Origin of the sequence: Caenimonas sedimenti (genome assembly GCF_007833165.1) — a bacterium.
GTDB classification, from domain to species: Bacteria; Pseudomonadota; Gammaproteobacteria; order Burkholderiales; family Burkholderiaceae_C; genus Ramlibacter; species Ramlibacter sedimenti.
Genome location: NZ_VOBQ01000017.1, coordinates 113,062 through 133,127, shown reverse-complemented (window position 1 = coordinate 133,127; position 20,066 = coordinate 113,062). Strand labels below are relative to the sequence as shown.

Sequence of the window (20,066 nt, the reverse complement as noted above, 5' to 3'; positions counted from 1 at the left end):
CGCCACGCCGCGCCGCCCTCATGTCCGATTCCAACACTCCGCCCCCGCCGCCCATCGATGAAAACCAGCTGATCGCGGAGCGCCGCGAAAAGCTGAAAGCCTTGCGCCAGGCGGGCGGCCCGGCATTCCCGAACGATTTCCGCCAGGGCGACCACGCCAGCGCCCTCCACCGCCTGCATGGCGACAAGTCGGCCGAGGAACTGGAAGCCGAAGGCGCGACGGCGCGCGTGGCCGGCCGCATGATGCTCAAGCGGGTGATGGGCAAGGCGAGCTTCGCGACGCTGCAGGACCAGAGCGGCCGCATCCAGGTCTACGTGACGCGCGACAGCGTGGGCGAAGAGGTCTATGCCGCCTTCAAGCATTGGGACCTCGGCGACATCATCGGCGCCGAGGGCAAGGTCTTCAAGACGCGCACCGGCGAACTGTCGCTGCACCTGACTTCCATCCGCCTGCTGACCAAGAGCCTGCGGCCCATGCCCGACAAGTTCCACGGCGTGGCCGACCAGGAGGTGAAGTACCGGCAGCGCTATGTCGACCTGATGATGGACGAGGAGGCCCGCAAGCGCTTCGTCGCCCGCAGCAAGGCGATCTCGGGCATCCGGGAGTTCATGGTGGACCACTACTTCCTGGAAGTGGAAACGCCGATGCTCCATCCGATCCCGGGCGGGGCCAACGCGCGGCCCTTCGTCACGCACCACAACGCGCTGGAGCAGGAGATGTTCCTGCGCATCGCGCCGGAGCTGTACCTGAAGCGCCTGCTGGTCGGCGGCTTCGAGCGGGTGTTCGAGATCAACCGGAACTTCCGCAACGAAGGCATCTCGGTGCGCCACAACCCCGAGTTCACGATGATGGAGTTCTACGCGGCTTACTGGAACTACCGCGACCTGATGGACTTCACCGAGGCCCTGCTGCGCGACACGGCGCAGAAGTCGGTGGGTACCTTGAAGCTCGGTTACGGCGGCAAGCCGGTGGATCTGTCGCAGCCGTTCGCGCGCCTGACGATCCGCGAAGCCATCGTGAAGCACAGCGAGGCCGGCGAGAACGTGGACAACCGCGACTGGCTGGTGCAGCAGCTGCGCAAGCTGGGCCTCACCGAAGAGAAGCATCGCCTGGCCGGCCGGACCCTCGCCAGCCTGCAGGTGCTGTACTTCGAGGAGAAGGTGGAGAGCGAGCTGTGGCAGCCGACCTTCATCATGGAGCACCCCACCGAGATCTCGCCGCTGGCGCGCGCCAACGACGAACGGCCGGAGGTGACCGAGCGCTTCGAGCTCTACATCACCGGCCGCGAGATGGCCAACGGTTTCTCCGAGCTGAACGACGCGGAAGACCAGGCGGCGCGCTTCGCCGCCCAGGTGAACGCCAAGGAATCCGGCGACGACGAAGCCATGTTCTTCGACCACGACTTCGTGCGGGCGCTGGAATATGGCATGCCGCCGGCCGGAGGGTGCGGCATCGGCATCGACCGGCTGATGATGCTGCTGACCGACAGCCCGAGCATCCGCGACGTGATCCTGTTCCCGGCTTTGCGACGAGAATCGTGAGTAGGCTGGGGTGAGCCCGCAGGCGAACCCCAGCAGCGGGGCGCGAAGCTGGGGTTCGCCTGCGGGCTCATCCCCACCCTACGAGAGGATCTCAGGGCAAGAGCTCGAGCGCGTGCATGTAGCGCGGCTCGGACATGAGGGCATCCCATGAGGGCGCCGCCGACACCGGCAGCAGCGCCAAACGCCGCTGCTCGCTCGCTTCCCGCGCCCGCCAACTGCCCGCGCGTTGCGCCGCCTGCAAGCCGTCCAGCAATTCGTCGATGGCCGCGCCTTCGGGGCTGTTCACCGACTCGTTGCACAGCAGCACCATGTCGCAGCCGGCGGCCAGCGCGGCGACGGCCGCTTCCGTGTAGCTGACGCCGCGGCCCTCGATCTTGCGGGCCCCGGCCATGCTCAGGTCGTCGCTGAAGATCGCACCCTGGAACCGCAGCTGCCCGCGCAGGATGTCCTCGAGCCAGCGGCTGGAAAAACCGGCGGGCCGGCTGTCGACCTTCGGATAGACCACATGCGCCGGCATCACGGAGGTGAGCACCGTGCCCAGCCACTCGTAGGGCAGGCCGTCATCACCCAGCAGCGCGCGCAGGCTCCGGTGGTCGACCGGGATCTCCAGGTGCGAATCGGCCTTGACGTGCCCATGCCCCGGAAAGTGCTTGCCGCAATTGGCCATGCCCGCTTGCAGCAAGCCGTGCATCAGGGCACGCGCCAGCACGGCGACGACACGCGGGTCACGATGGAACGCGCGGTCGCCGATCACCTGGCTCGGGCCCCAGTCGAGGTCGAGCACGGGCGTGAAACTGAAGTCGACGCCGCACGCGCGCAGCTCCGCGCCCAGCACGTAGCCGGCGGCGGTGGCCGCTTCCTGCGCCAGCATCGCGCCAGCGCCCTCGGGCCCCTTGACGGAGCGCATCCAGAGTTCGCCGAACGCACGCATCGGCGGCAGGTGCGTGAAGCCATCGGTGCGGAAGCGCTGCACCCGCCCGCCCTCGTGGTCGACGGCGATCAGGAGGTCATCGCGCACGGACTTGATCTCGGCGCACAAGGCGCCGAGCTGCTCGCGGTCACGCCAGTTGCGCCCGAACAGGATCAGGCCGCCGACCAGCGGATGGGCGAGCCGGCGCCGGTCGGCGTCGCTCAATGCAAGGCCGGCGACGTCGATCACCACGGGGGCATGTTCACTCATGGGGAATCCTTCCTTTCCACGACCACGAAGCTTGCCGCGTAGTCGGTTTCATCGGTGACGGTCACGTGCGCCGACAGGCCGCGGCCTTCGAACCATTCGCGCAGGACCCCGTGCAGCACCAGCACCGGCTGGCCCGAGGGCAGCTTGCCGACTTCGCACAGCCGCCAGGTCATCGGCATGCGCATGCCCATGCCGATGGCCTTGCTGAACGCTTCCTTGGCGGAGAAGCGCGTGGCCAGGTAGCGTACGCCGCGCTCCGGCCAACGCGCGCTACGGGCGCGCCAGGTCGCGAGTTCGGCCTCGCTCAGGATCTTGCGGGCGAAGCGCTCGCCGTGCTTGTCGAGCGACGCACGGATGCGCCGCACGTCGCAGATGTCGGTGCCGATGCCGTAGATCACGGCGCCGGCGCAGCGTGGGCGCGGGCGATCGCCGCCAGGTACTCGCGCACCGTCGCGGTGTAGCCCAGTTCCAGCGCGTCAGAGATCAGTGCGTGACCGATCGACACTTCACGCACTTGCGGCACGGCGCGCAGGAAATCGCTCAGGTTGTCACGGTTCAGGTCGTGGCCGGCGTTCACCTCCAGCCCCGCAGCAACGGCCGCGCGCGCGGCGGCGGCGAAGCGTTGCAGCACGGCGGCCTGATCGGAGGTGCCCCAGGCCTGGGCATACGGCTCGGTGTAGAGCTCGATGCGATCCGCACCGACCGCCCTGGCCAGCGGCATGGCTTCGGGGTCCGGGTCCATGAACAGGCTGACGCGCACGCCCAGGGCCTTGGCCTGCGCGACCAGCGGACGCACCCGTTCCGCGTCGGCCGCCAGGTCCCAGCCGTGGTCACTGGTGGCTTGCCCTTCGCTGTCCGGCACGAAAGTCACCTGGTGCGGCCGGGTCTCCGAGAGGAACGGCATCAAGTTGTGGAACGGGTTGCCTTCGATGTTGAACTCCACCTGGGGCCAGGACTTCAACAGTTCGTGGAGCCCCCGGACATCGTCGGCGCGGATGTGCCGGCCGTCCGGCCGCGGATGCACGGTGATGCCTTGCGCACCGGCCTGCAGGCACAGCGTGGCCGCTTTCAGCACGCTGGGAATCCCCAGGTGCCGCGTGTTGCGCACCAGGGCCACCTTGTTCAGGTTGACGGAAAGGGCTGTCTTGTGGGCGCTCATAGGCCTTGCAGGTCGATCATCAGCTGGCGGGTACGCAGCGTCGTGACGCCGCAATGGTAGTGCAGCAGCGCGCGCAGCTGGGGCTTCAGATCGGCGGCCGACGGCTTCGCGGCCTCCGCACGGACGGCCGTGTAAGAGGCCGGGGCATCGAGCGCGACCTGCAGCGCCTGCCACTGCGCACCGGGCAAGGCGGCCCGGTCGTCATCCGCCGCCTCGACCAGCCCCGCCTCGGGCCGCAGGCCGTAGCGCGCCCGCGGCTCCAGTGGCGCCAGCGTCGCCGTCTGCGCATCCAGCGTCGGCAGGAGTCCGATTTCGCGCAGCAGCAGCAGTTCGAAAGCACGCAGCGCCGGTTGCAGGGCGGCCGCGTCCTCGCCGGCCAGCACGCTCACGGTCGCGGCATAGGCGTCGAACAGCGCGGGATGCGGGTCGTCGCGCGCGAGCAGGCGCAGCATCAGCTCGTTGAGGTAGTAGCCCGACAGCAGGGCATCGCCGGTGGGCATCACCTGCCCGCCCATCCATTCGGCGGCGCGCAGGGTGCGGATCTCCCCGTCGCCCCCGAAAGCCACGTGCAGCAACTGCAGCGGCAGGAGGATGGGCCGGAAATTCGAGCTTGGCCGCTTGGCGCCCTTGGCCACCACGGCCACGCGGCCGAAGTGGCGGGTCAGCAGTTCGAGGATGAGGCTGGACTCGCTCCAGTCATAGCGGTGCACCACGAAGGCCGGCTCGTCGGCAATGCGTGTCACGTCGGCCGCCTGAAAAGACGCTTACTCGTAGCCGAAGCTGCGCACCCGCGCTTCATCGTCGGCCCAGCCGGAGCGCACCTTCACCCAGAGCTGCAGGAACACCTTGGCTTCCATCAACTTCTCGAGCTCCATGCGGGCCTCGGTGCCGATGCGCTTCAGGCGCTCGCCGCCGTCGCCGATGACCATGGCCTTGTGGCCATCGCGCTCCACCACGATGGTCGCGGCGATCTTGACCAGGCGACCATGCTTGGGGCTGGGCTCTTCCTCGAACTTGTCGATGATCACCGTCGAGGTGTAAGGCAATTCGTCGCCGGTGAAGCGGAACAGCTTCTCGCGCACCATCTCGCTGGCCAGGAATTTCTCGCTGCGGTCCGTGAGCTCGTCGGCGCCGTACCACCAGGGCTGCTCGGGCAGGTACTTCTCGCACACCTTGAGCAGGTGCTCGACGTCCTTGGGCGCCTTGGCCGAGAGCGGGATCAGTTCGGCGAATTCATGGCGTTGCTGCATTTCCTGCAGCCATGGGGCCAGTTCGGCGCGCCGGTTCACCTGGTCGAGCTTGTTGGCCACGAGCAGCGCCGGGATGCCCGGCTTCAGCAGCGACAGCACTTTCGCATCCGCCACCGCGAAGTTGCCTGCTTCCACCACGAACAGCACCACGTCGACGTCGCTGATGACGCCGGTCACCGTCTTGTTCAGCGAGCGGTTCAGGGCGGACGAGTGCTTGGTCTGGAACCCCGGCGTGTCGACGAAGACGAACTGCGTGACACCCTCGGTGCGCACACCCGTGATGCGGTGGCGCGTGGTCTGCGCCTTGCGCGAGGTGATGCTGATCTTCTGGCCGACCAGGGCGTTGAGCAGGGTCGACTTGCCGACGTTGGGCTTGCCCACGATGGCCACCAGGCCGCAGCGCTGGGGGGTGTCCGGCGGTGGGTGATCTTTCACTTTCCCTTGGCCTTCAAAGCCATGAGCATAGCGGCCGCGGCGGCCTGTTCACCGGCGCGGCGCGATGCACCGATGCCGCGGACGGACATTCCCAACTCGGCCACCTCGCACTCTACGTCGAAAGTCTGCTTGTGCGCCGCGCCCAGCGTGGCGGCGATGCGGTAGGCAGGGAGCTTCATCTTGCGGCCCTGCAGCCATTCCTGCAATTCGGTCTTGGGGTCCTTGGCGATGGCCGGCATCTGCGGCGTGATGGCCACGGACTGGAACAGGCGGTGGACCAGCGCCTCGGCCGCCGGATAGCCGGCGTCGAGGTGGACCGCCCCGATGATGGCTTCCAGGGTATCGGCCAGGATCGATGGCCGGCGATGCCCCCCGGAGCGCGACTCGCCCTCGCCGAGCTGCAGCACCGCGGGCAAGCCGAGCTCGACGGCCAGGCCGTGCAACGTCTCCTGCTTCACCAGGTTGGCCCGCACCCGCGACAGGTCGCCTTCGGGCATGTCGCGCAGACGCTCGTACAGGAGCGCTGCAACAGCGAGGTTCAGCACCGAATCCCCGAGGAACTCGAGGCGTTCGTTGTGTTCGGCCGAGAAACTGCGGTGGGTGAGCGCCCGGGCCAGCAGCGACGGGTCGCGAAACGCGTGCTGCAAGCGGGCCTGCAGCGCCGCCAACGCGTCCACGGCTAGTTGTTGAGCGTGTTGCCCGTGTACTTCATGAGCACGTAGGCCGGGCCGAACATGTGGATTTCCTTGTTGTACGCGAACGCCACGACCACCTTGTCGCCCGCCTTGGTGATCGTCAGGTCCTTGCCTGTGATCGAGCGGATGTCGTCGATCTGCGCGGCCTTGTCGAAGATGTTCTTCACATCCTGGACGGTCGCGCCCTCCTTCGCCTTGTGAATGGCCTTCACCGCCCCCGTGTACTCCAGGTAGGTGGGGAACACCTGCGCGACGACCAGCCCCAGCCAGGCGATCAGCGCCACGAAGATCAGCGTGAAAAGGAAAGAGAAACCCCTTTGATTCGATTTGCCTGCCATGGTCCCGTCCTCAGAAATGCTTAGTTGAATGCGCCGATGCGTTTCAGGTTGCCGAAGTTCATCCAGATCAGGAACGCCTTGCCGACGATGTTGCGATCCGGCACGAACCCCCAATAGCGGGAGTCGAGCGAGTTGTCGCGGTTGTCGCCCATCACGAAATACTGCCCCTCCGGCACCTTGCAAACGACCCCCTCGACACTGTAGCGGCAATTCCCCTTGAAAGGAAAGTCCTCCGTGCCGGGAATGAAGGCCGGGCGCTCATCGTCGGTCAGCAGGCGGTGCTTGCGCTCGCCCAGGCTTTCCTCGAAATGCTTGAAATAGCGCATCGCGTCCTGGTCGAAGTATTCCGGCAGCTGCGTCGTGGGCACCGGCACCCCGTTGATGGTCAGGCGCTTGTTCAAGTACGCCACCTGGTCGCCCGGGATGCCGACCACCCGCTTGATGTAGTCCAGGCTCGGCTTCGGGGGGTAGCGGAACACCATGACATCGCCGCGCGCCGGCGGGGTGCCGCCGGTGAGGCGGGTGTGCAGCACCGGCAGCCGCAGGCCGTAGGTGAACTTGTTGACCAGGATCAGGTCGCCGACCAGCAGGGTCGGGATCATCGAGCCCGAGGGGATCTTGAATGGCTCGAACAGGAACGAGCGCAGGACGAACACGGCGATGATCACGGGGAACAGGCCGGCCGTCCAGTCCAGCCACCAGGGCTGCATCAGGATGCGCTGGCGCTCCTCGGCCACATCGGCGTCGGCGGTGGTCTTGATGCCCTGCGCCGCGAGCGCCGCGGTGCGCTCCTCGTGGCGGGCTTCCAGCGCTTGCGCCTGCCGGCGGCGCTGCGGCAGGAACCACAGGCGCTCGGCGACCCAGTACACGCCGGTGACCACGGTCGCCAGGAACAGCAGGAGGGCGAAGTTGCCCTCCACCATCTCGAAGTACCAGGCACCCGCATAGCCGGCGAAGGCCGCGAGGACGGCGGCGGTGACGAACTGCATCATCGGGTCATTCCTCGACCTGGAGGATGGCCAGGAACGCTTCCTGCGGGACTTCGACGGTGCCGATCTGCTTCATGCGTTTCTTGCCTGCTTTTTGTTTTTCGAGGAGCTTGCGCTTGCGGGTGATGTCGCCGCCGTAGCATTTTGCCAGCACGTTCTTGCGCAGCGCCTTGATGGTCTCGCGGGCGATCACGTTGGCCCCGATGGCGGCCTGGATGGCGACGTCGAACATCTGCCGGCTGATGATCTCCCGCATCTTGGACACCACGGCCCGGCCCCGGTATTGCGACTGGCTGCGGTGGACGATGATGGAGAGGGCGTCGACCTTCTCGCCGTTGAGCAGGATGTCGACCTTGACCACGTCGGAGGCGCGGTACTCCTTGAACTCGTAGTCCATGGAGGCGTAGCCCCGGCTCACCGACTTCAGCTTGTCGAAGAAGTCCAGGACGATCTCGCCGAGCGGCAGCTCATAGGTGAGCATGACCTGCTTGCCGTGGTAGGCCATGTTCAGCTGGACGCCGCGCTTCTGGTTCGCCAGCGTCATGACTGGCCCCACGTACTCCTGCGGCATATAGAGATGCACCGTCACGATGGGCTCGCGGATTTCCTGCAGCTTGCCCTGGTCGGGGATGCGCGAGGGGTTCTCGACCATCAGGATCTCGCCGTCGCCCTTGACCACCTGGTACACGACGCTCGGGGCGGTGGTGATCAGGTCCTGGTCGAACTCGCGCTCCAGCCGTTCCTGCACGATCTCCATGTGCAGCAGGCCGAGGAAACCGCAGCGGAAGCCGAAGCCCAGTGCCTGGGAGACCTCGGGTTCGTAGTGCAGGGACGAGTCGTTGAGCTTGAGCTTTTCCAGCGCGTCGCGCAGTGAGTCGTACTGGTTCGCCTCGGTCGGATACAGCCCGGCGAAGACCTGCGGCTGGATTTCCTTGAAGCCGGGGAGCGGCTCGGTGGCCGTGAAGGCCGCGCCGCCGGTGCCGGGCTTGATGAGCGTGATGGTGTCGCCGACCTTGGCCGCCTGGAGTTCCTTGATGCCGGCGATGATGTAGCCCACCTCGCCCGCCTCCAGCGCCTCGCGCGGCGCGTTGGCCGGCGTGAAGACGCCCAGGTTGTCGGCGTTGTAGCTGGTGCCGGTGGCCATCATCTTGAAGCGGTCGCCCTTGGCCAGGCGGCCGTCGACCACGCGCACCAGCATGACGACGCCCACATAGGTGTCGAACCAGCTGTCCACGATCATGGCGCGCAACGGACCCGCCGGGTTGCCCTTGGGCGCCGGGATGCGCGCGACGACGGCTTCGAGAATCTCGTCGATGCCCATGCCGGTCTTGGCCGAACACGGGATGGCGTCGGCCGCGTCGATCCCGATCACGTCCTCGATCTCGAACTTCGCGTTCTCCGGGTCGGCCTGCGGCAGGTCCATCTTGTTCAGGACCGGCACGACCGTCACGCCGAGGTCGAGCGCGGTGTAGCAGTTGGCGACCGTCTGCGCCTCGACGCCCTGGCTCGCATCGACCACCAGCAACGCGCCCTCGCATGCCGAGAGCGAGCGGCTGACCTCGTACGAGAAGTCCACGTGGCCCGGCGTGTCGATCAGGTTGAGGTTGTAGACCTGGCCGTCGCGCGCCTTGTAGGTCAGTGCGGCGGTCTGCGCCTTGATGGTTATCCCACGCTCTTTTTCCAGATCCATCGAGTCGAGAACCTGCTCTTCCATCTCGCGATCGGAGAGTCCGCCGCAACGCTGGATCAAGCGGTCGGCGAGCGTGGATTTGCCGTGATCGATGTGCGCGATGATCGAGAAGTTTCTGATGTGATTCATCAAGGGGCGAGACTAAGTGATTGAATTCAAACGCGCGCGCAAAGAAAAAAGGGCGCGCCCTCGAAGTGACGCGCCCTAAACCAACAATCTATGGCAACTGCGATAGTTGGAACTTCATTGTAGGCAAAAAGCCCAGGGCGTACAGACGCAGAGGGCCCGCTCACGGTCCGTTGCAGGCGAGCAACTGGCACGTTATTCACAGGTTTTCAACAAAACGTGGGGACCTCTGGGGGGACAACATGTGGGCGATCTGTGGATGCGCCTGGAACCGGCTTCCGGCATCTCGCATAGTGGTGCTCGAAGCCGCCGATATGCTGCAATGGATGCGGGAGCGCTCAGGATTCTATCCAAATTCATCGTTAGGGCAGGATCTGAAGTTAGCGTTCGCCAACATTCTGGGCGTTCCGGGGGTCACAAAATTTTTCGAAGCCATGTCTTTTTTTGACCCATGGCCAGAAGAAAAGCCCCAAACCCCACTCGGGGCTTGGGGCTTTCGCCCGTTTGCCGCTGAAAGTGCTTAGCCCCGCGCCGGGCGGATCAGCAGGTAGGTGGCAAGCTCGCCCCGGCGCAGCAGCACGGGAATCGGCTTGGCCTTGTCCACCTTGGCGACGACGTTGTCGAACTCGCGCACGGTCGCCACTTCGGTGTTGCCGATGGCGACGATGATGTCGCCCTCCCGGATGCCGGCGCGCGCGGCGCCCTCCGTCGCGGTGTCGACCTTGACGCCGCCCTTGAGCTTCAGCTCCTTCTTCTGGCTCTCGGTCAGCTCGCTCACGACAAGGCCGATCGACTGGGCGGCGGGCGATGCCTTGGGCTTGTCGTCGGGCGCGGCCGCGCGGCGCACCGGCGCCTTCTCGGGCTCCAGCTCCGCCACGGTGATGGCCAGGTCGCGTGAGCCGCCGCGGCGGAACACGCTCAGGTTCACCTTGCTGCCGGCCTTGGTGTTGCCCACCAGGCGCGGCAGGTCGGTCGCGCGGTCGATCGTCTGGCCGTTGAACTTGGTGATGATGTCGCCGGCTTCGACCCCGGCCTTGTCCGCGGGGGAGCCGCTCTCGACACTGCGCACCAGCGCACCCTGCGCCTTGCCCAGGCCGATGGACTCGGCGACGTCGCGGGTGACCTGGTCGATCTGCACCCCGATGCGGCCGCGCGAGACCTTGCCGCTCGTGCGCAGCTGCTCGGCCACGCGGGTGGCCTCGTCGATCGGGATCGCGAAGGAGATGCCCATGAAGCCGCCCGAGCGCGAATAGATCTGGCTGTTGATGCCGATCACCTCGCCGCGCATGTTGATCAGCGGGCCGCCGGAGTTGCCGGGGTTGATGGCCACGTCGGTCTGGATGAACGGCAGGTAGTCACCCGTGTCGCGCCCCTTGGCACTGACGATGCCGGCGGTCACGGTGTTGTCCAGGCCGAACGGCGAGCCGATGGCCATGACCCATTCCCCGACCTTCAGCTTGCCGATGTCGCCGAGCTTCACGGCCGGCAGGCCGGTCGCCTCGATCTTGACGACGGCGACGTCGGTGCGCTTGTCGGCGCCAATGAGCTTGGCCTTGAATTCGCGCTTGTCGGTGAGGGTGACGATCACTTCGTCCGCCCCGTCCACCACGTGGGCGTTGGTCATGACGAAGCCATCCTGCGTGAGGATGAAGCCGGAGCCGACGCCGCGCGGCGTCTCTTCCTCCCCGCCACGGGGGCTGGGGCGCTGGCCGCCACGCGGGACGTTCGGCATCGGGACGCCGAAGAACCGCCGGAAGAATTCCTGCATCTCCTCGTCCATCTGGCCGCCACCGGGGCCCGGTGCGGCGGCGGCCGCACGGGAGCGCTCCATCGTGCGGATGTTGACCACGGCCGGCCCGACGGCGTCGACGAGGTCGGTGAAATCAGGCAGCGAGCGCGGCTGCGGCGCCGATTGCGCCACCACGGGCTGGTGCTGCCACAGCGCCGCCGTGCCGGTCACGGCCAGGGCCACGACCACGGCGTAGTTGCGCAGCTGTTTCCATTGAATGCGGAACATGTGCAGGCTCTCCAGAAGCTCTAAAGGGATATAGCTGAGAATACGGCGCGGCGAATTGGTTCAGCGTCAGCCGACCACCCGTCGATCCGGGACCACCCCTTCAGTTGGGGACTTATTTGCGCCGCTCAAGACTGAGGGAGAACGCCTTCAAGGTCGCGGGCGGCACCTCGCCCACCGCCGTCAGCCACCACTCCTGCATGCGCCGGGTGAGCGTGTGCGTGGCGCCGCTGGCGGCCACGCTTTCGTGGAAATGGCGCTTCGGGTCGTAGGTTTCCACGAAGAGCGAAACCGACGCCAGCCCGTCCGAGAAGATCCATTGCAGCACGCCCTGGGCCGGGCGCTTGTAGCAGCTCATCGGCTTGAAGCCCGCCACCGCCGACTTCATCGCCCAGCCTTCCGCCGCCGGCGTGGTCTTGACGGCATCCGACTTCTCGACGCGCCAGCCTTCGGGCACGTTCATCATCTGGGCCAGCTTGTCCATGCGCACCGGCACGTCGAGCTGCAGCTCGGAAAAGGCCGCCTGCTCGAGGACGTTGCCCTCGCGGTCGAGCGTCTGCAGTTTCACCACCAGGCCGGTCTTGCGTTCGCTCCAGATGCGGTAGCCGAAACGCAGGTTGTCCTTCGGGGCCAGCTGCACGACGTCCGCCTCGAAACCGGCGACGCGGTCGCCGCCGGTACGGCGCGCCGAGTAGAACTCGGCGATCGCCGTTTCATCGGATTTCAGCAGGTCCGGGAACAGCCCCAAGGATTCGCGCCGGTCGGTGAGCACCGTCCGGCTTTCCGGCAGGAAGGTCAGCACCTCGTTGTTGCGGCGGAACGTGGACCGGGGTGCACCGGTGAGCGACTCGACCCGCTCCATCTGCTGCTGGCCATCGCAGGCGTGCCAGATGCGGGAGCTGGACATCCCGCCGAAATTCGACGAGACGACGAATGTGCCCGCATAGCTGCGCAGCCGCGAGGCTTCATGCATGCGGACCAGCCATTCACGCACCGAGCGTTCCGGCTTGTTGTCGGCCCGGATCTCCTTTTCGACCGAACGCGTGGGCGCGCCCGTGGGGCCCATCACGGCTTGCGCCGCGGCCAGGCCGACGGCGGTGGCCGCCCAGGCGCCAAGCAAGGCGCGCAGGCAGTGGGTCAGCGTCCGTCCAGGGGCTGCGTGCGGCATGCTCGGGCCCTAGCGGACCGGCCCTTCGAACGTCGCGTTGCGCAGGAACCCGGAAGTCGATTGCCAGGCGGTCGCACCACCCAGCTGGCGGTGGGCGGCCAGCAACTGGTCGAGGCGCGGGTCGCGGATCATTGCGGCCTGCTGCACGCCGGCCTCCGGCGCGATGGCGGCCGTGGCCGCAGCGGGAGCCGGGGCCGCCGCGAGCTGCGGCTGGGTGGCAGGCGCGAGCGCGGGAGCCGCCATGTTCCAGCCGATGGCCGCAACGGCGGCGACCGACGCGACGCCGGCCACCATCTTCCAGAGCCAATCGTTCGCGGGCGGCTGCGGCCGCGCCACAACTGCCAGCGCGGGCTCGGCGGCGGCCGCCGCGGCCGGCAGGGCTTCGGCCTGCAGCTTCATTTGCAGGCGCGCCAGGAAAGCCTCGGTGTCCGTTCCCGCCGCAGCCTGGCCCGAGCGCAACACTTCGCCGACCGTCTGGTAGGCCTGCCAGGTGCTGCGGCCGGAGCGGTCCGCCGCCACGAGCGCCACGGCGCGCGCCAGCTCTCCGCCGCGCAGTTGTCCGTCCGCCAGGGCTGAAATCAGTTCGTGGTTGTCCATCTTTTCCATCACATCACCTTCGCCGCTCTACTACTATCTACCAGCGCTTGCCCGACTGGTTCTCCAGCATGGGCTTCACCTTGGCCGAGATGGCCTCCCGCGCCCGGAAGATCCGTGAGCGCACCGTGCCGATCGGGCAATTCATCACTTCCGCAATCTCTTCGTAGCTCAGGCCCTCGATCTCGCGCAGGGTCACCGCCTGGCGCAGTTCATCGGGCAGGGCTTCCATGGCCGAGTTGACCGTGGCGGCGATTTCCTTGGCGGCGAGCACCGTTTCGGGTGTTTCCGCGGAGGTTAGTTCGTTCTCCACGCCGGAAGTTTCGTCATCATCATCACCGCCTTTGAGGGAACTCTCGGAAACCACCGGATCCCGCTTGAGGTCGACGAGGGCCTTTTTGGCTGTGTTGACGGCAATCCGGTACAGCCAGGTATAGAACTGGGCCTCGCCGCGGAACTGGGCGAGCGCCCGGTAGGCGCGGATGAAGGTCTCCTGGGCGATGTCTTCCACCAGGTCGGAATCACGGACCATCCGGCCGATCAGGCGCTCGATCCGCTTCTGGTACTTGATCACCAGCAGCTCGAACGCCTTCTGGTCGCCGGCCACCGTGCGCTCGACCAGCACGAGGTCGGAGTCGCCGGGCGATGGCGCAGGGGCGGCTGGGGGTGGCGTTGTCATGGTGAGGACACTGGCGGCTGACTTTCGGATTGCACCCCTGGCGGCGCCTCGGTCCTGGCGCGCGAATATACCGCACGGCGCAGCGCGTCCCAGGCATGCGGAGCCTGCCGGTGCTCCAGCCACAACCAGGCCGCGCCACCCGTTTCCGGTCGCCAACGCGCGAGCAGGAGCCATTGCAGGTCGGCGCCGGGTTCGATGCGGCCCGGGTCGGGGCTCCCGCCCGCCCGCTCCAGGCTCCAGTGCGCGCCGTCCCAGGCAAGGGTTCCGTGCGTGGAGCGCAGCCAGGCCGACGCGCCGAACCCGCCCGCTGCCAAGACCAGCAAGGCGGCGGCACCCTGGCGCCAACCCGGCGCACTCGCCTGCCAGGTCCACCAGAGTGTCACCAGCACGCCGGCGCCCCAGGCAGCGGCCAGGAAAAGTCCCGCCGCACGGCTGCGCGCCACCGGGTACCGGACCGATGGGGCGGCGTGCATTCCGCGGTTCAGACGCGCTTGAAGACCAGCGTGCCGTTGGTGCCGCCGAAGCCGAAGTTGTTCTTCAGGGCGAAGCCAATCTTCAGGTCACGGGCCGTGTTGGCGCAGTAATCCAGGTCGCACTCGGGATCCTGGTTGAAGATGTTGATGGTCGGCGGGCTTTTCTGGTGGTGCAGCGCCAGCACCGTGAACACCGACTCGATCCCGCCCGCGCCGCCGAGCAGGTGCCCCGTCATCGACTTGGTGGAATTGACCACGGTCTTCTTCGCGTGGTCCCCGAGCGCCAGCTTGATCGCATTGGTCTCGTTGATGTCGCCCAGCGGCGTGGAAGTGCCGTGCGCGTTCACGTAGTCGATCTGGTCGGCGTTCACGCCCGCGTTGCGCAACGCGGCCACCATGGAACGGCGGGGGCCGTCGACGTTGGGCGCCGTCATGTGGAAGGCGTCGGCGCTCAGGCCGAACCCGGCGACTTCCGCGTAGATCTTCGCGCCGCGGGCCTTGGCGGCCTCGTACTCCTCGAGCACCACGACACCCGCGCCTTCGCCGAGCACGAAGCCGTCGCGGTCCTTGTCCCACGGACGCGAAGCGGTCTCGGGGCTGTCGTTGCGGGTCGACAGGGCACGCGCCGCCGCGAAACCGCCGATGCCCAGCGGGGAGACGGTCGATTCGGCGCCACCCGCGACCATGACGTCGGCATCGCCGCTCTCGATCATGCGCGCGGCCAGGCCAATGGCGTGCAGGCCGGTGGTGCAGGCCGTCACCACGGCGATGTTCGGGCCCTTGAAGCCATACTTGATGGAAACGTGCCCGGAGATCATGTTGATGATCGAGGCCGGCACGAAGAAGGGCGAGATCCGCCGCGGGCCACGGTTCACGAGTTCGGCGTGCGTGTCTTCGATCAGCGGCAGGCCGCCGATGCCCGAGCCGATGTTGACGCCGATGCGAACGGCGAATTCCTCGTCCAGCGCGTCGCCTTGCGGCAAGCCGGAATCTTCCACCGCCTGGCAGGCAGCCGCCAGCCCGAAGTGGATGAACCGGTCCATGTGCCGGGCCTCCTTCTCGGCGATGTACTTCCCGATTTCGAAGCCCTTCACCTCGCCGGCGAACTTGCAGGCGAAATTGCTCGCGTCGAAGGCGGTGATCGTGGCGATGCCGGATTGCCCGGCGAGAAGGTTGGCCCAGGATTCACCCACCGTGGTCCCCACGGGGCTGACGCAGCCCAGGCCGGTCACGACGACGCGGCGGCGGGTCATCTCGGGGTCAGGCCTTCTGGTGCGCGTTCGCGTAGTCGATCGCGTTCTGCACGGTGGTGATCTTCTCGGCGTCCTCGTCGGGAATCTCGATGCCGAACTCGTCTTCGAGGGCCATCACCAGCTCCACGGTGTCCAGCGAGTCGGCGCCGAGGTCCGCCACGAAGGACTTTTCGCTGGTGACCTGGGACTCCTCCACGCCGAGCTGCTCGGCGATGATCTTCTTGACGCGTGCTTCGATATCGCTCATGGTTCCCTCAGAGGGTTGTGTTGAATCAGTGATTTTAGACCGGCCGGATGGTCCGGCCGGGGGGTGCCCGGGTGGGCGTGCCGTCAGGCCATGAACATGCCGCCGTTCACATGCAGTTCCTGGCCGGTGACGTAACCGGCCTGCGGCGACGCCAGGTAAGCCACGGCATGGGCGATGTCCGCCGTCTTGCCCAGGTGGCCCAGCGGGATCTGCCCCAGCAGGGCCTTCTGCTGTTCTTCCGGCAGCGCGGCCGTCATGTCGGTTTCGATGAAGCCGGGCGCCACACAGTTCACGGTGATGCCCCGGCTGCCGAGTTCGCGCGCCAGCGCCCGCGTCATGCCGGCCACGCCGGCCTTGGCGGCCGCGTAGTTGGCCTGCCCGGGGTTGCCGGAGGCACCGACCACGCTCGTGATGCTCACGATGCGCCCGTAGCGCTGCTTCATCATCGGCCGCATCACGGCGCGGCTCAGCCGGAAGACCGCCTTGAGATTGGTATCGAGGACCGCGTCCCAGTCGTCGTCCTTCATCCGCATCGCCAGCGTGTCGCGCGTGATTCCCGCGTTGTTCACCAGGACATGCAGTCCGCCGTGCTCCTTGACCAATTCGGCGACAAGCGCCTCGGCCGCGGCACCGTCGTTCACGTCGAGCCTGGCGCCGCGGCAGCCGGCATGCGCGGCGAGAGCCGCGCCGATGCGTGCGGCGCCGTCGTCGGTCGTCGCCGTGCCAATCACCTTGAACCCGCGCGCAGCGAGCTCCAGGGCGATGGCGGCGCCGATGCCGCGCGATGCGCCGGTGACCAGGGCGGCCTGGGCCGCGAGCGGCTGCGTGCTCATTGCAGCAATGCCTTCGCTTCGGCCAGCGACGCGGGGTCATGCACGCCCACGCCCGTCAACGCGGGGTCGATGCGCCTGGCCATGCCCGCCAGCACCTTGCCCGGCCCGCACTCGACGATCAAGTCAATGCCGCGCGCATGGATGGCGCGCACGCACTCGACCCAGCGGACCGGCCCGAAGGCCTGCTCATACAAGGCGGCGCGGATGCGGTCCGGGTTGGTTTCCGCCTGGACCTCGATGTTGTTGATGACCGGGATGGCGGGTGCGCTCAGGGGCGTCTGCGCCAGGCGCTCCTTCAACCGGTCGGCGGCCGGCTTCATCAGGCTGGAATGGAATGGCGCGGAGACCGGCAGCGGCAGCGCACGCTTCGCGCCCATGGACTTCAGCAGCTCGCAGGCTTTCTCGACCGCCGCCTTGCTGCCCGCGATCACGGTCTGCGCCGGGTCGTTGAAATTCACGGCCTCGACGACTTCGCCGCTGTTGGTGCCGAAAGTGCGCGCGGCTTCGGCGCAGCCTTCGATCACGCGCTGGGCGTCCATGCCCAGGATGGCGGCCATGGCGCCGGTGCCGACCGGCACGGCCTCCTGCATCGCCTGCGCCCGGAAGCGCACCAGCGGCGCCGCCTGGGCCAGGGTCAACGCCCCCGCGGCGACCAGCGCCGAATATTCGCCGAGCGAGTGCCCGCCGAGCGCCGCGGGCTCGGCACCGCCTTCGGCCCGCCACGCGCGGTAGGCCGCCACACCGGCGACCAGCATCACGGGCTGGGTGTTGGTCGTGAGCGCGAGCGCCTCCTTCGGGCCTTCCTTGATCAGGCGCCCGATGTCCTCGCCGAGCGCGGCGGAGGCTTCCTGGATGGTTTCGGCGACGGCCGGATGGTCGCCCCATGCGTCGAGCATGCCCACGGACTGGGACCCCTGGCCGGGGAAAACGATGGCGAACGGTTTCATGCGGGACGTCTCGATGATTTGACGGGCGGCCGGACGGCCTAGAAGTCGAGCAGCACCGCGCCCCAGGTGAAGCCGCCGCCGACACCTTCCAGCATGAGGGTGTCACCCTGCTTGACCTTGCCGGACCGCACGGCGACGTCGAGCGCCAGCGGGATCGAGGCGGCGGAGGTGTTCCCGTGTTCGTCGACCGTGACCACCAGCTTGTCCAGCGGCAGCTTCAGCTTCTTCGCCGTGCCCTGCATGATGCGGATGTTGGCCTGGTGCGGGATCAGCCAGTCGATGTCGGCTTCGGTGCGGCCGGCCTTCGCGAGCGTGGTGCGCGCGGCCTGTTCCAGCACGCCCACGGCCAGCTTGAACACGGCCTGGCCATCCATCTTGAGCAGCGGGTCGCCCAGCACCTGCCCGCCCGAGACATGGCCGGGCACGCACAGGATGCCGACATGCTTGCCGTCGGCGTGCAGGTCACTCGCCAGGATGCCCGGCGTCTCCGAAGCTTCCAGCACGACCGCGCCGGCGCCGTCGCCGAACAGCACGCAGGTCGTGCGGTCCTTGAAGTCCAGGATGCGCGAGAAGACTTCGGCCCCGATCACCAGGGCCTTGCTGGCCGAGCCGGTGCGGATCATGGCGTCCGCCACGGTCAGGGCATAGACGAAGCCGCTGCAGACCGCCTGCACATCGAAAGCCGCGCAGCCGGCGATGCCCAGCTTGTTCTGCAGGATGCAAGCCGCCGAGGGGAACACCATGTCGGGGGTCGAAGTCGCCACCACGATCAGGTCGATGTCGGACGCCTTGCGCCCCGCGGCTTCCAGCGCATGGCGCGCGGCTTGCACGCCAAGGTCGCTGCTGGTCACTTCGGGCGCGGCGAAATGGCGCGCCCGGATGCCGGTGCGCTCGATGATCCACTGATCGGACGTTTCGATGCCGTTGGCCGCCAGTTCGGCGGCGAGGTCGGCGTTGGTCACGCGGCGCGGCGGCAGGTAGCTGCCGGTGCCGGTGATGCGGGAATATCTGCTCATTCGATGTGTGCTGCTTCCAGCGGCTGCGGGTCGGCCGTGGGGCCCACCAGCAGCGGACGGGCGTGCGCGATGCGCGCCTCGACACGGTCCAGCAGGTTGTTTCGCGCCGCATCATACGCCCGGTTCAAAGCCTGCTCGAAGGCGAACTCGTCGGCCGAACCGTGGCTCTTGAAGACCAGCCCGCGCAGACCCAACAGTGCGGCGCCGTTGTACCGGCGGTAATCGACACGCTTTTTAAAGGCAGTTAGGATCGGATAGGCCACGATCGCGGCGAGTTTCGTCAGCGGATTGCGAGAAAACTCTTCTCGCAGGAAACCACCGATCATCGAAGCCAGGCCTTCGCTGGTCTTGAGCGCCACGTTGCCGACAAAACCGTCACACACGACGATGTCCGCCGTTCCCTTGAAAATGTCGTTGCCCTCGACGTTGCCAAAGAAATTGAGATCGCCGGCATTGCCGGCCGATCGCAGCAATTCGCCCGCTTTCTTGATGACTTCGCTGCCTTTGATCACTTCCTCGCCAATGTTGAGGAGCCCCACCGAAGGCGTCGGATTGCCCGTGAGGGCGGAGACCAGCGCGGAGCCCATCACGGCGAACTGGAGCAAGTGCTGCTCCGTGCAGTCCACATTGGCTCCGAGGTCAAGCACGGTGGTAGCGCCGCCCTTGGCATTCGGCAGTGGTGAGGCAATGGCGGGACGATCGATGCCGTCCAGCGTCTTCAACAGGTAGCGCGCCAGCGCCATCAGGGCGCCGGTGTTGCCGGCCGAGACGGCCGCCTGGGCATCGCCCTGCTTCACCTGCTGGATCGCGATGCGCATCGAAGAATCCTTCTTCTTGCGCAACGCGACCTCCACGGCATCGTCCATGGCCACCACTTCGGTGGCGGCAACGATGCGGGCTCGGGGATGCTGCAGGCCCGCCAGCTGCTCGGGCGCGCCCACCAGCAGCAAGCGGGCTTCGGGATGGCGGTCCAGGAACTGACGGCAAGCCACGAGGGTGACCCGGGGGCCGTGGTCGCCGCCCATGCAATCGACAGCCAAAGTGGTCGTCATGGCTTCAACTGTAGTTGCAAAGATTGATTCAGGCCCATCAAGACAAAGGCCCGGACTGCGGAGTGCCAGCAGCCGGGCCTGGGGCCGGGGTTGGACGCGAGGCTTGACGCCAGGCGTCGCGCCAAGCGGCGCGTGGTCAAGCGTCGTTTTTGGTCTTCAGCACCTTGCGGCCACGATAGAAGCCCGTCGGGCTGATGTGGTGGCGCAGGTGGGTTTCGCCCGTGGTCGGCTCGACGGCGATGCCCGGGACGTTCAACGCGTTGTGCGAACGGTGCATGCCACGCTTGGAGGGCGACTTCTTGTTCTGCTGGACAGCCATGAGGGGCTCCTGATTTCAGGCGGCGGCTCGCGGGCCGCAGCACTTGGTTGGGTTGGACAATCCTGGGT

23 protein-coding genes are annotated in these 20,066 nt (G+C 67.2%); 2 read left to right on the top strand and 21 right to left on the bottom strand.

Going from position 1 to position 20,066, the window contains the following annotated elements; translation table 11 throughout:
• Positions 1–20: 20 nt before the first annotated feature.
• Positions 21–1,541 carry a lysine--tRNA ligase gene (gene lysS, locus FN976_RS21370; protein ID WP_145895097.1) on the top strand — a complete coding sequence of 507 codons (1,521 nt, stop codon included), beginning with the start codon at positions 21–23 and terminating at the stop codon, positions 1,539–1,541.
• 91 nt (positions 1,542–1,632) lie between these two features.
• Here the strand turns inward: lysS and nagZ are convergent, their stop codons facing one another.
• From nagZ to lepA, 9 genes are read right to left on the bottom strand one after another with little or no spacing between them, the layout of a single operon-like run.
• The gene (gene nagZ / locus FN976_RS21365) at positions 1,633–2,721 is read right to left on the bottom strand and encodes a beta-N-acetylhexosaminidase (RefSeq protein WP_145895096.1); all 1,089 of its coding nucleotides are present in this window, start codon (positions 2,719–2,721) and stop codon (positions 1,633–1,635) included.
• Complete coding sequence (gene acpS, locus FN976_RS21360; protein WP_145895095.1) at positions 2,718–3,119, bottom strand: holo-ACP synthase; 402 nt, start codon at positions 3,117–3,119, stop codon at positions 2,718–2,720. The genes nagZ and acpS overlap by 4 nt, the downstream gene beginning before the upstream one ends.
• The gene (locus tag FN976_RS21355; protein WP_145895094.1) at positions 3,116–3,880 is read right to left on the bottom strand and encodes a pyridoxine 5'-phosphate synthase; all 765 of its coding nucleotides are present in this window, start codon (positions 3,878–3,880) and stop codon (positions 3,116–3,118) included. The genes acpS and FN976_RS21355 overlap by 4 nt, the downstream gene beginning before the upstream one ends.
• Positions 3,877–4,623 carry a DNA repair protein RecO gene (gene recO / locus FN976_RS21350; protein WP_145895093.1) on the bottom strand — a complete coding sequence of 249 codons (747 nt, stop codon included), beginning with the start codon at positions 4,621–4,623 and terminating at the stop codon, positions 3,877–3,879. The genes FN976_RS21355 and recO overlap by 4 nt, the downstream gene beginning before the upstream one ends.
• A 21-nt stretch (positions 4,624–4,644) precedes the next feature.
• Entirely contained in the window at positions 4,645–5,565 is a 921-nt protein-coding gene (gene era, locus FN976_RS21345) for a GTPase Era (protein ID WP_145895092.1), read from the bottom strand.
• Positions 5,562–6,242: a ribonuclease III gene (gene rnc / locus FN976_RS21340; RefSeq protein ID WP_145895091.1), complete on the bottom strand. Its 681-nt coding sequence runs from the start codon at positions 6,240–6,242 to the stop codon at positions 5,562–5,564. Before rnc ends, era begins: the two co-directional genes overlap by 4 nt.
• 2 nt (positions 6,243–6,244) lie before the next feature.
• Positions 6,245–6,598: a DUF4845 domain-containing protein gene (locus FN976_RS21335; RefSeq protein WP_145895090.1), complete on the bottom strand. Its 354-nt coding sequence runs from the start codon at positions 6,596–6,598 to the stop codon at positions 6,245–6,247.
• Between the two features lie 20 nt (positions 6,599–6,618).
• Complete coding sequence (gene lepB / locus FN976_RS21330) at positions 6,619–7,587, bottom strand: signal peptidase I (RefSeq protein WP_145895148.1); 969 nt, start codon at positions 7,585–7,587, stop codon at positions 6,619–6,621.
• Between the two features lie 7 nt (positions 7,588–7,594).
• The gene (lepA, locus tag FN976_RS21325; RefSeq protein ID WP_145895089.1) at positions 7,595–9,406 is read right to left on the bottom strand and encodes a translation elongation factor 4; all 1,812 of its coding nucleotides are present in this window, start codon (positions 9,404–9,406) and stop codon (positions 7,595–7,597) included.
• A 290-nt stretch (positions 9,407–9,696) separates the two neighbouring features.
• Here lepA and FN976_RS21320 point away from each other — a divergent pair, with 290 nt between their 5' ends.
• Entirely contained in the window at positions 9,697–9,927 is a 231-nt protein-coding gene (locus FN976_RS21320) for a hypothetical protein (RefSeq protein WP_186511064.1), read from the top strand.
• Here FN976_RS21320 and FN976_RS21315 read toward each other — a convergent pair.
• The 12 genes from FN976_RS21315 to rpmF all read right to left on the bottom strand — a co-directional run bounded on the left by FN976_RS21315 (position 9,924) and on the right by rpmF (position 19,998).
• Positions 9,924–11,420 carry a DegQ family serine endoprotease gene (locus tag FN976_RS21315; RefSeq protein ID WP_145895087.1) on the bottom strand — a complete coding sequence of 499 codons (1,497 nt, stop codon included), beginning with the start codon at positions 11,418–11,420 and terminating at the stop codon, positions 9,924–9,926. The genes FN976_RS21320 and FN976_RS21315 overlap by 4 nt on opposite strands.
• A gap of 112 nt (positions 11,421–11,532) precedes the next feature.
• Positions 11,533–12,585, bottom strand: a complete 1,053-nt coding sequence (locus tag FN976_RS21310) for a MucB/RseB C-terminal domain-containing protein (protein WP_145895086.1) — start codon at positions 12,583–12,585, stop codon at positions 11,533–11,535.
• 9 nt (positions 12,586–12,594) lie between these two features.
• Complete coding sequence (locus tag FN976_RS21305; RefSeq protein WP_145895085.1) at positions 12,595–13,191, bottom strand: RseA family anti-sigma factor; 597 nt, start codon at positions 13,189–13,191, stop codon at positions 12,595–12,597.
• A 28-nt stretch (positions 13,192–13,219) separates the two neighbouring features.
• A complete protein-coding gene (gene rpoE / locus FN976_RS21300) occupies positions 13,220–13,858 on the bottom strand; it encodes an RNA polymerase sigma factor RpoE (RefSeq protein WP_145895084.1) in 639 nt (212 codons plus the stop codon).
• Positions 13,855–14,331, bottom strand: a complete 477-nt coding sequence (locus tag FN976_RS21295) for a hypothetical protein (protein WP_145895083.1) — start codon at positions 14,329–14,331, stop codon at positions 13,855–13,857. Before FN976_RS21295 ends, rpoE begins: the two co-directional genes overlap by 4 nt.
• A gap of 8 nt (positions 14,332–14,339) precedes the next feature.
• Positions 14,340–15,584 (bottom strand): beta-ketoacyl-ACP synthase II, encoded by a 1,245-nt coding sequence (fabF, locus tag FN976_RS21290; RefSeq protein ID WP_145895082.1) that lies wholly within the window; start codon positions 15,582–15,584, stop codon positions 14,340–14,342.
• Positions 15,585–15,591: 7 nt separating this feature from the next.
• A complete protein-coding gene (acpP, locus tag FN976_RS21285) occupies positions 15,592–15,831 on the bottom strand; it encodes an acyl carrier protein (protein ID WP_145895081.1) in 240 nt (79 codons plus the stop codon).
• An 83-nt stretch (positions 15,832–15,914) separates the two neighbouring features.
• Positions 15,915–16,664 (bottom strand): 3-oxoacyl-ACP reductase FabG, encoded by a 750-nt coding sequence (fabG, locus tag FN976_RS21280; RefSeq protein ID WP_145895080.1) that lies wholly within the window; start codon positions 16,662–16,664, stop codon positions 15,915–15,917.
• Positions 16,661–17,611, bottom strand: a complete 951-nt coding sequence (gene fabD / locus FN976_RS21275) for an ACP S-malonyltransferase (protein ID WP_145895079.1) — start codon at positions 17,609–17,611, stop codon at positions 16,661–16,663. The genes fabG and fabD overlap by 4 nt, the downstream gene beginning before the upstream one ends.
• A 38-nt stretch (positions 17,612–17,649) precedes the next feature.
• Positions 17,650–18,627 (bottom strand): beta-ketoacyl-ACP synthase III, encoded by a 978-nt coding sequence (locus FN976_RS21270; RefSeq protein WP_145895078.1) that lies wholly within the window; start codon positions 18,625–18,627, stop codon positions 17,650–17,652.
• Entirely contained in the window at positions 18,624–19,679 is a 1,056-nt protein-coding gene (gene plsX, locus FN976_RS21265) for a phosphate acyltransferase PlsX (protein ID WP_145895077.1), read from the bottom strand. Before plsX ends, FN976_RS21270 begins: the two co-directional genes overlap by 4 nt.
• 136 nt (positions 19,680–19,815) lie before the next feature.
• Complete coding sequence (gene rpmF / locus FN976_RS21260) at positions 19,816–19,998, bottom strand: 50S ribosomal protein L32 (protein WP_145895076.1); 183 nt, start codon at positions 19,996–19,998, stop codon at positions 19,816–19,818.
• Positions 19,999–20,066 lie beyond the last annotated feature (68 nt).

Bases quoted from the DNA above. Each gene is read 5' to 3' on its own strand.
- nagZ (WP_145895096.1), bottom strand. From the start codon at position 2,721: ATGAGTGAACATGCCCCCGTGGTGATCGACGTCGCCGGCCTTGCATTG.
- FN976_RS21315 (WP_145895087.1), bottom strand. From the start codon at position 11,420: ATGTTCCGCATTCAATGGAAACAGCTGCGCAACTACGCCGTGGTCGTG.
- FN976_RS21310 (WP_145895086.1), bottom strand. From the start codon at position 12,585: ATGCCGCACGCAGCCCCTGGACGGACGCTGACCCACTGCCTGCGCGCC.
- FN976_RS21295 (WP_145895083.1), bottom strand. From the start codon at position 14,331: ATGCACGCCGCCCCATCGGTCCGGTACCCGGTGGCGCGCAGCCGTGCG.
- plsX (WP_145895077.1), bottom strand. From the start codon at position 19,679: ATGACGACCACTTTGGCTGTCGATTGCATGGGCGGCGACCACGGCCCC.
- FN976_RS21355 (WP_145895094.1), bottom strand. From the start codon at position 3,880: ATGAGCGCCCACAAGACAGCCCTTTCCGTCAACCTGAACAAGGTGGCC.
- fabD (WP_145895079.1), bottom strand. From the start codon at position 17,611: ATGAAACCGTTCGCCATCGTTTTCCCCGGCCAGGGGTCCCAGTCCGTG.
- FN976_RS21270 (WP_145895078.1), bottom strand. From the start codon at position 18,627: ATGAGCAGATATTCCCGCATCACCGGCACCGGCAGCTACCTGCCGCCG.
- FN976_RS21335 (WP_145895090.1), bottom strand. From the start codon at position 6,598: ATGGCAGGCAAATCGAATCAAAGGGGTTTCTCTTTCCTTTTCACGCTG.
- FN976_RS21305 (WP_145895085.1), bottom strand. From the start codon at position 13,191: ATGGAAAAGATGGACAACCACGAACTGATTTCAGCCCTGGCGGACGGA.
- rpoE (WP_145895084.1), bottom strand. From the start codon at position 13,858: ATGACAACGCCACCCCCAGCCGCCCCTGCGCCATCGCCCGGCGACTCC.
- lysS (WP_145895097.1), top strand. From the start codon at position 21: ATGTCCGATTCCAACACTCCGCCCCCGCCGCCCATCGATGAAAACCAG.
- rpmF (WP_145895076.1), bottom strand. From the start codon at position 19,998: ATGGCTGTCCAGCAGAACAAGAAGTCGCCCTCCAAGCGTGGCATGCAC.
- lepA (WP_145895089.1), bottom strand. From the start codon at position 9,406: ATGAATCACATCAGAAACTTCTCGATCATCGCGCACATCGATCACGGC.
- lepB (WP_145895148.1), bottom strand. From the start codon at position 7,587: ATGCAGTTCGTCACCGCCGCCGTCCTCGCGGCCTTCGCCGGCTATGCG.
- fabG (WP_145895080.1), bottom strand. From the start codon at position 16,664: ATGAGCACGCAGCCGCTCGCGGCCCAGGCCGCCCTGGTCACCGGCGCA.
- acpP (WP_145895081.1), bottom strand. From the start codon at position 15,831: ATGAGCGATATCGAAGCACGCGTCAAGAAGATCATCGCCGAGCAGCTC.
- fabF (WP_145895082.1), bottom strand. From the start codon at position 15,584: ATGACCCGCCGCCGCGTCGTCGTGACCGGCCTGGGCTGCGTCAGCCCC.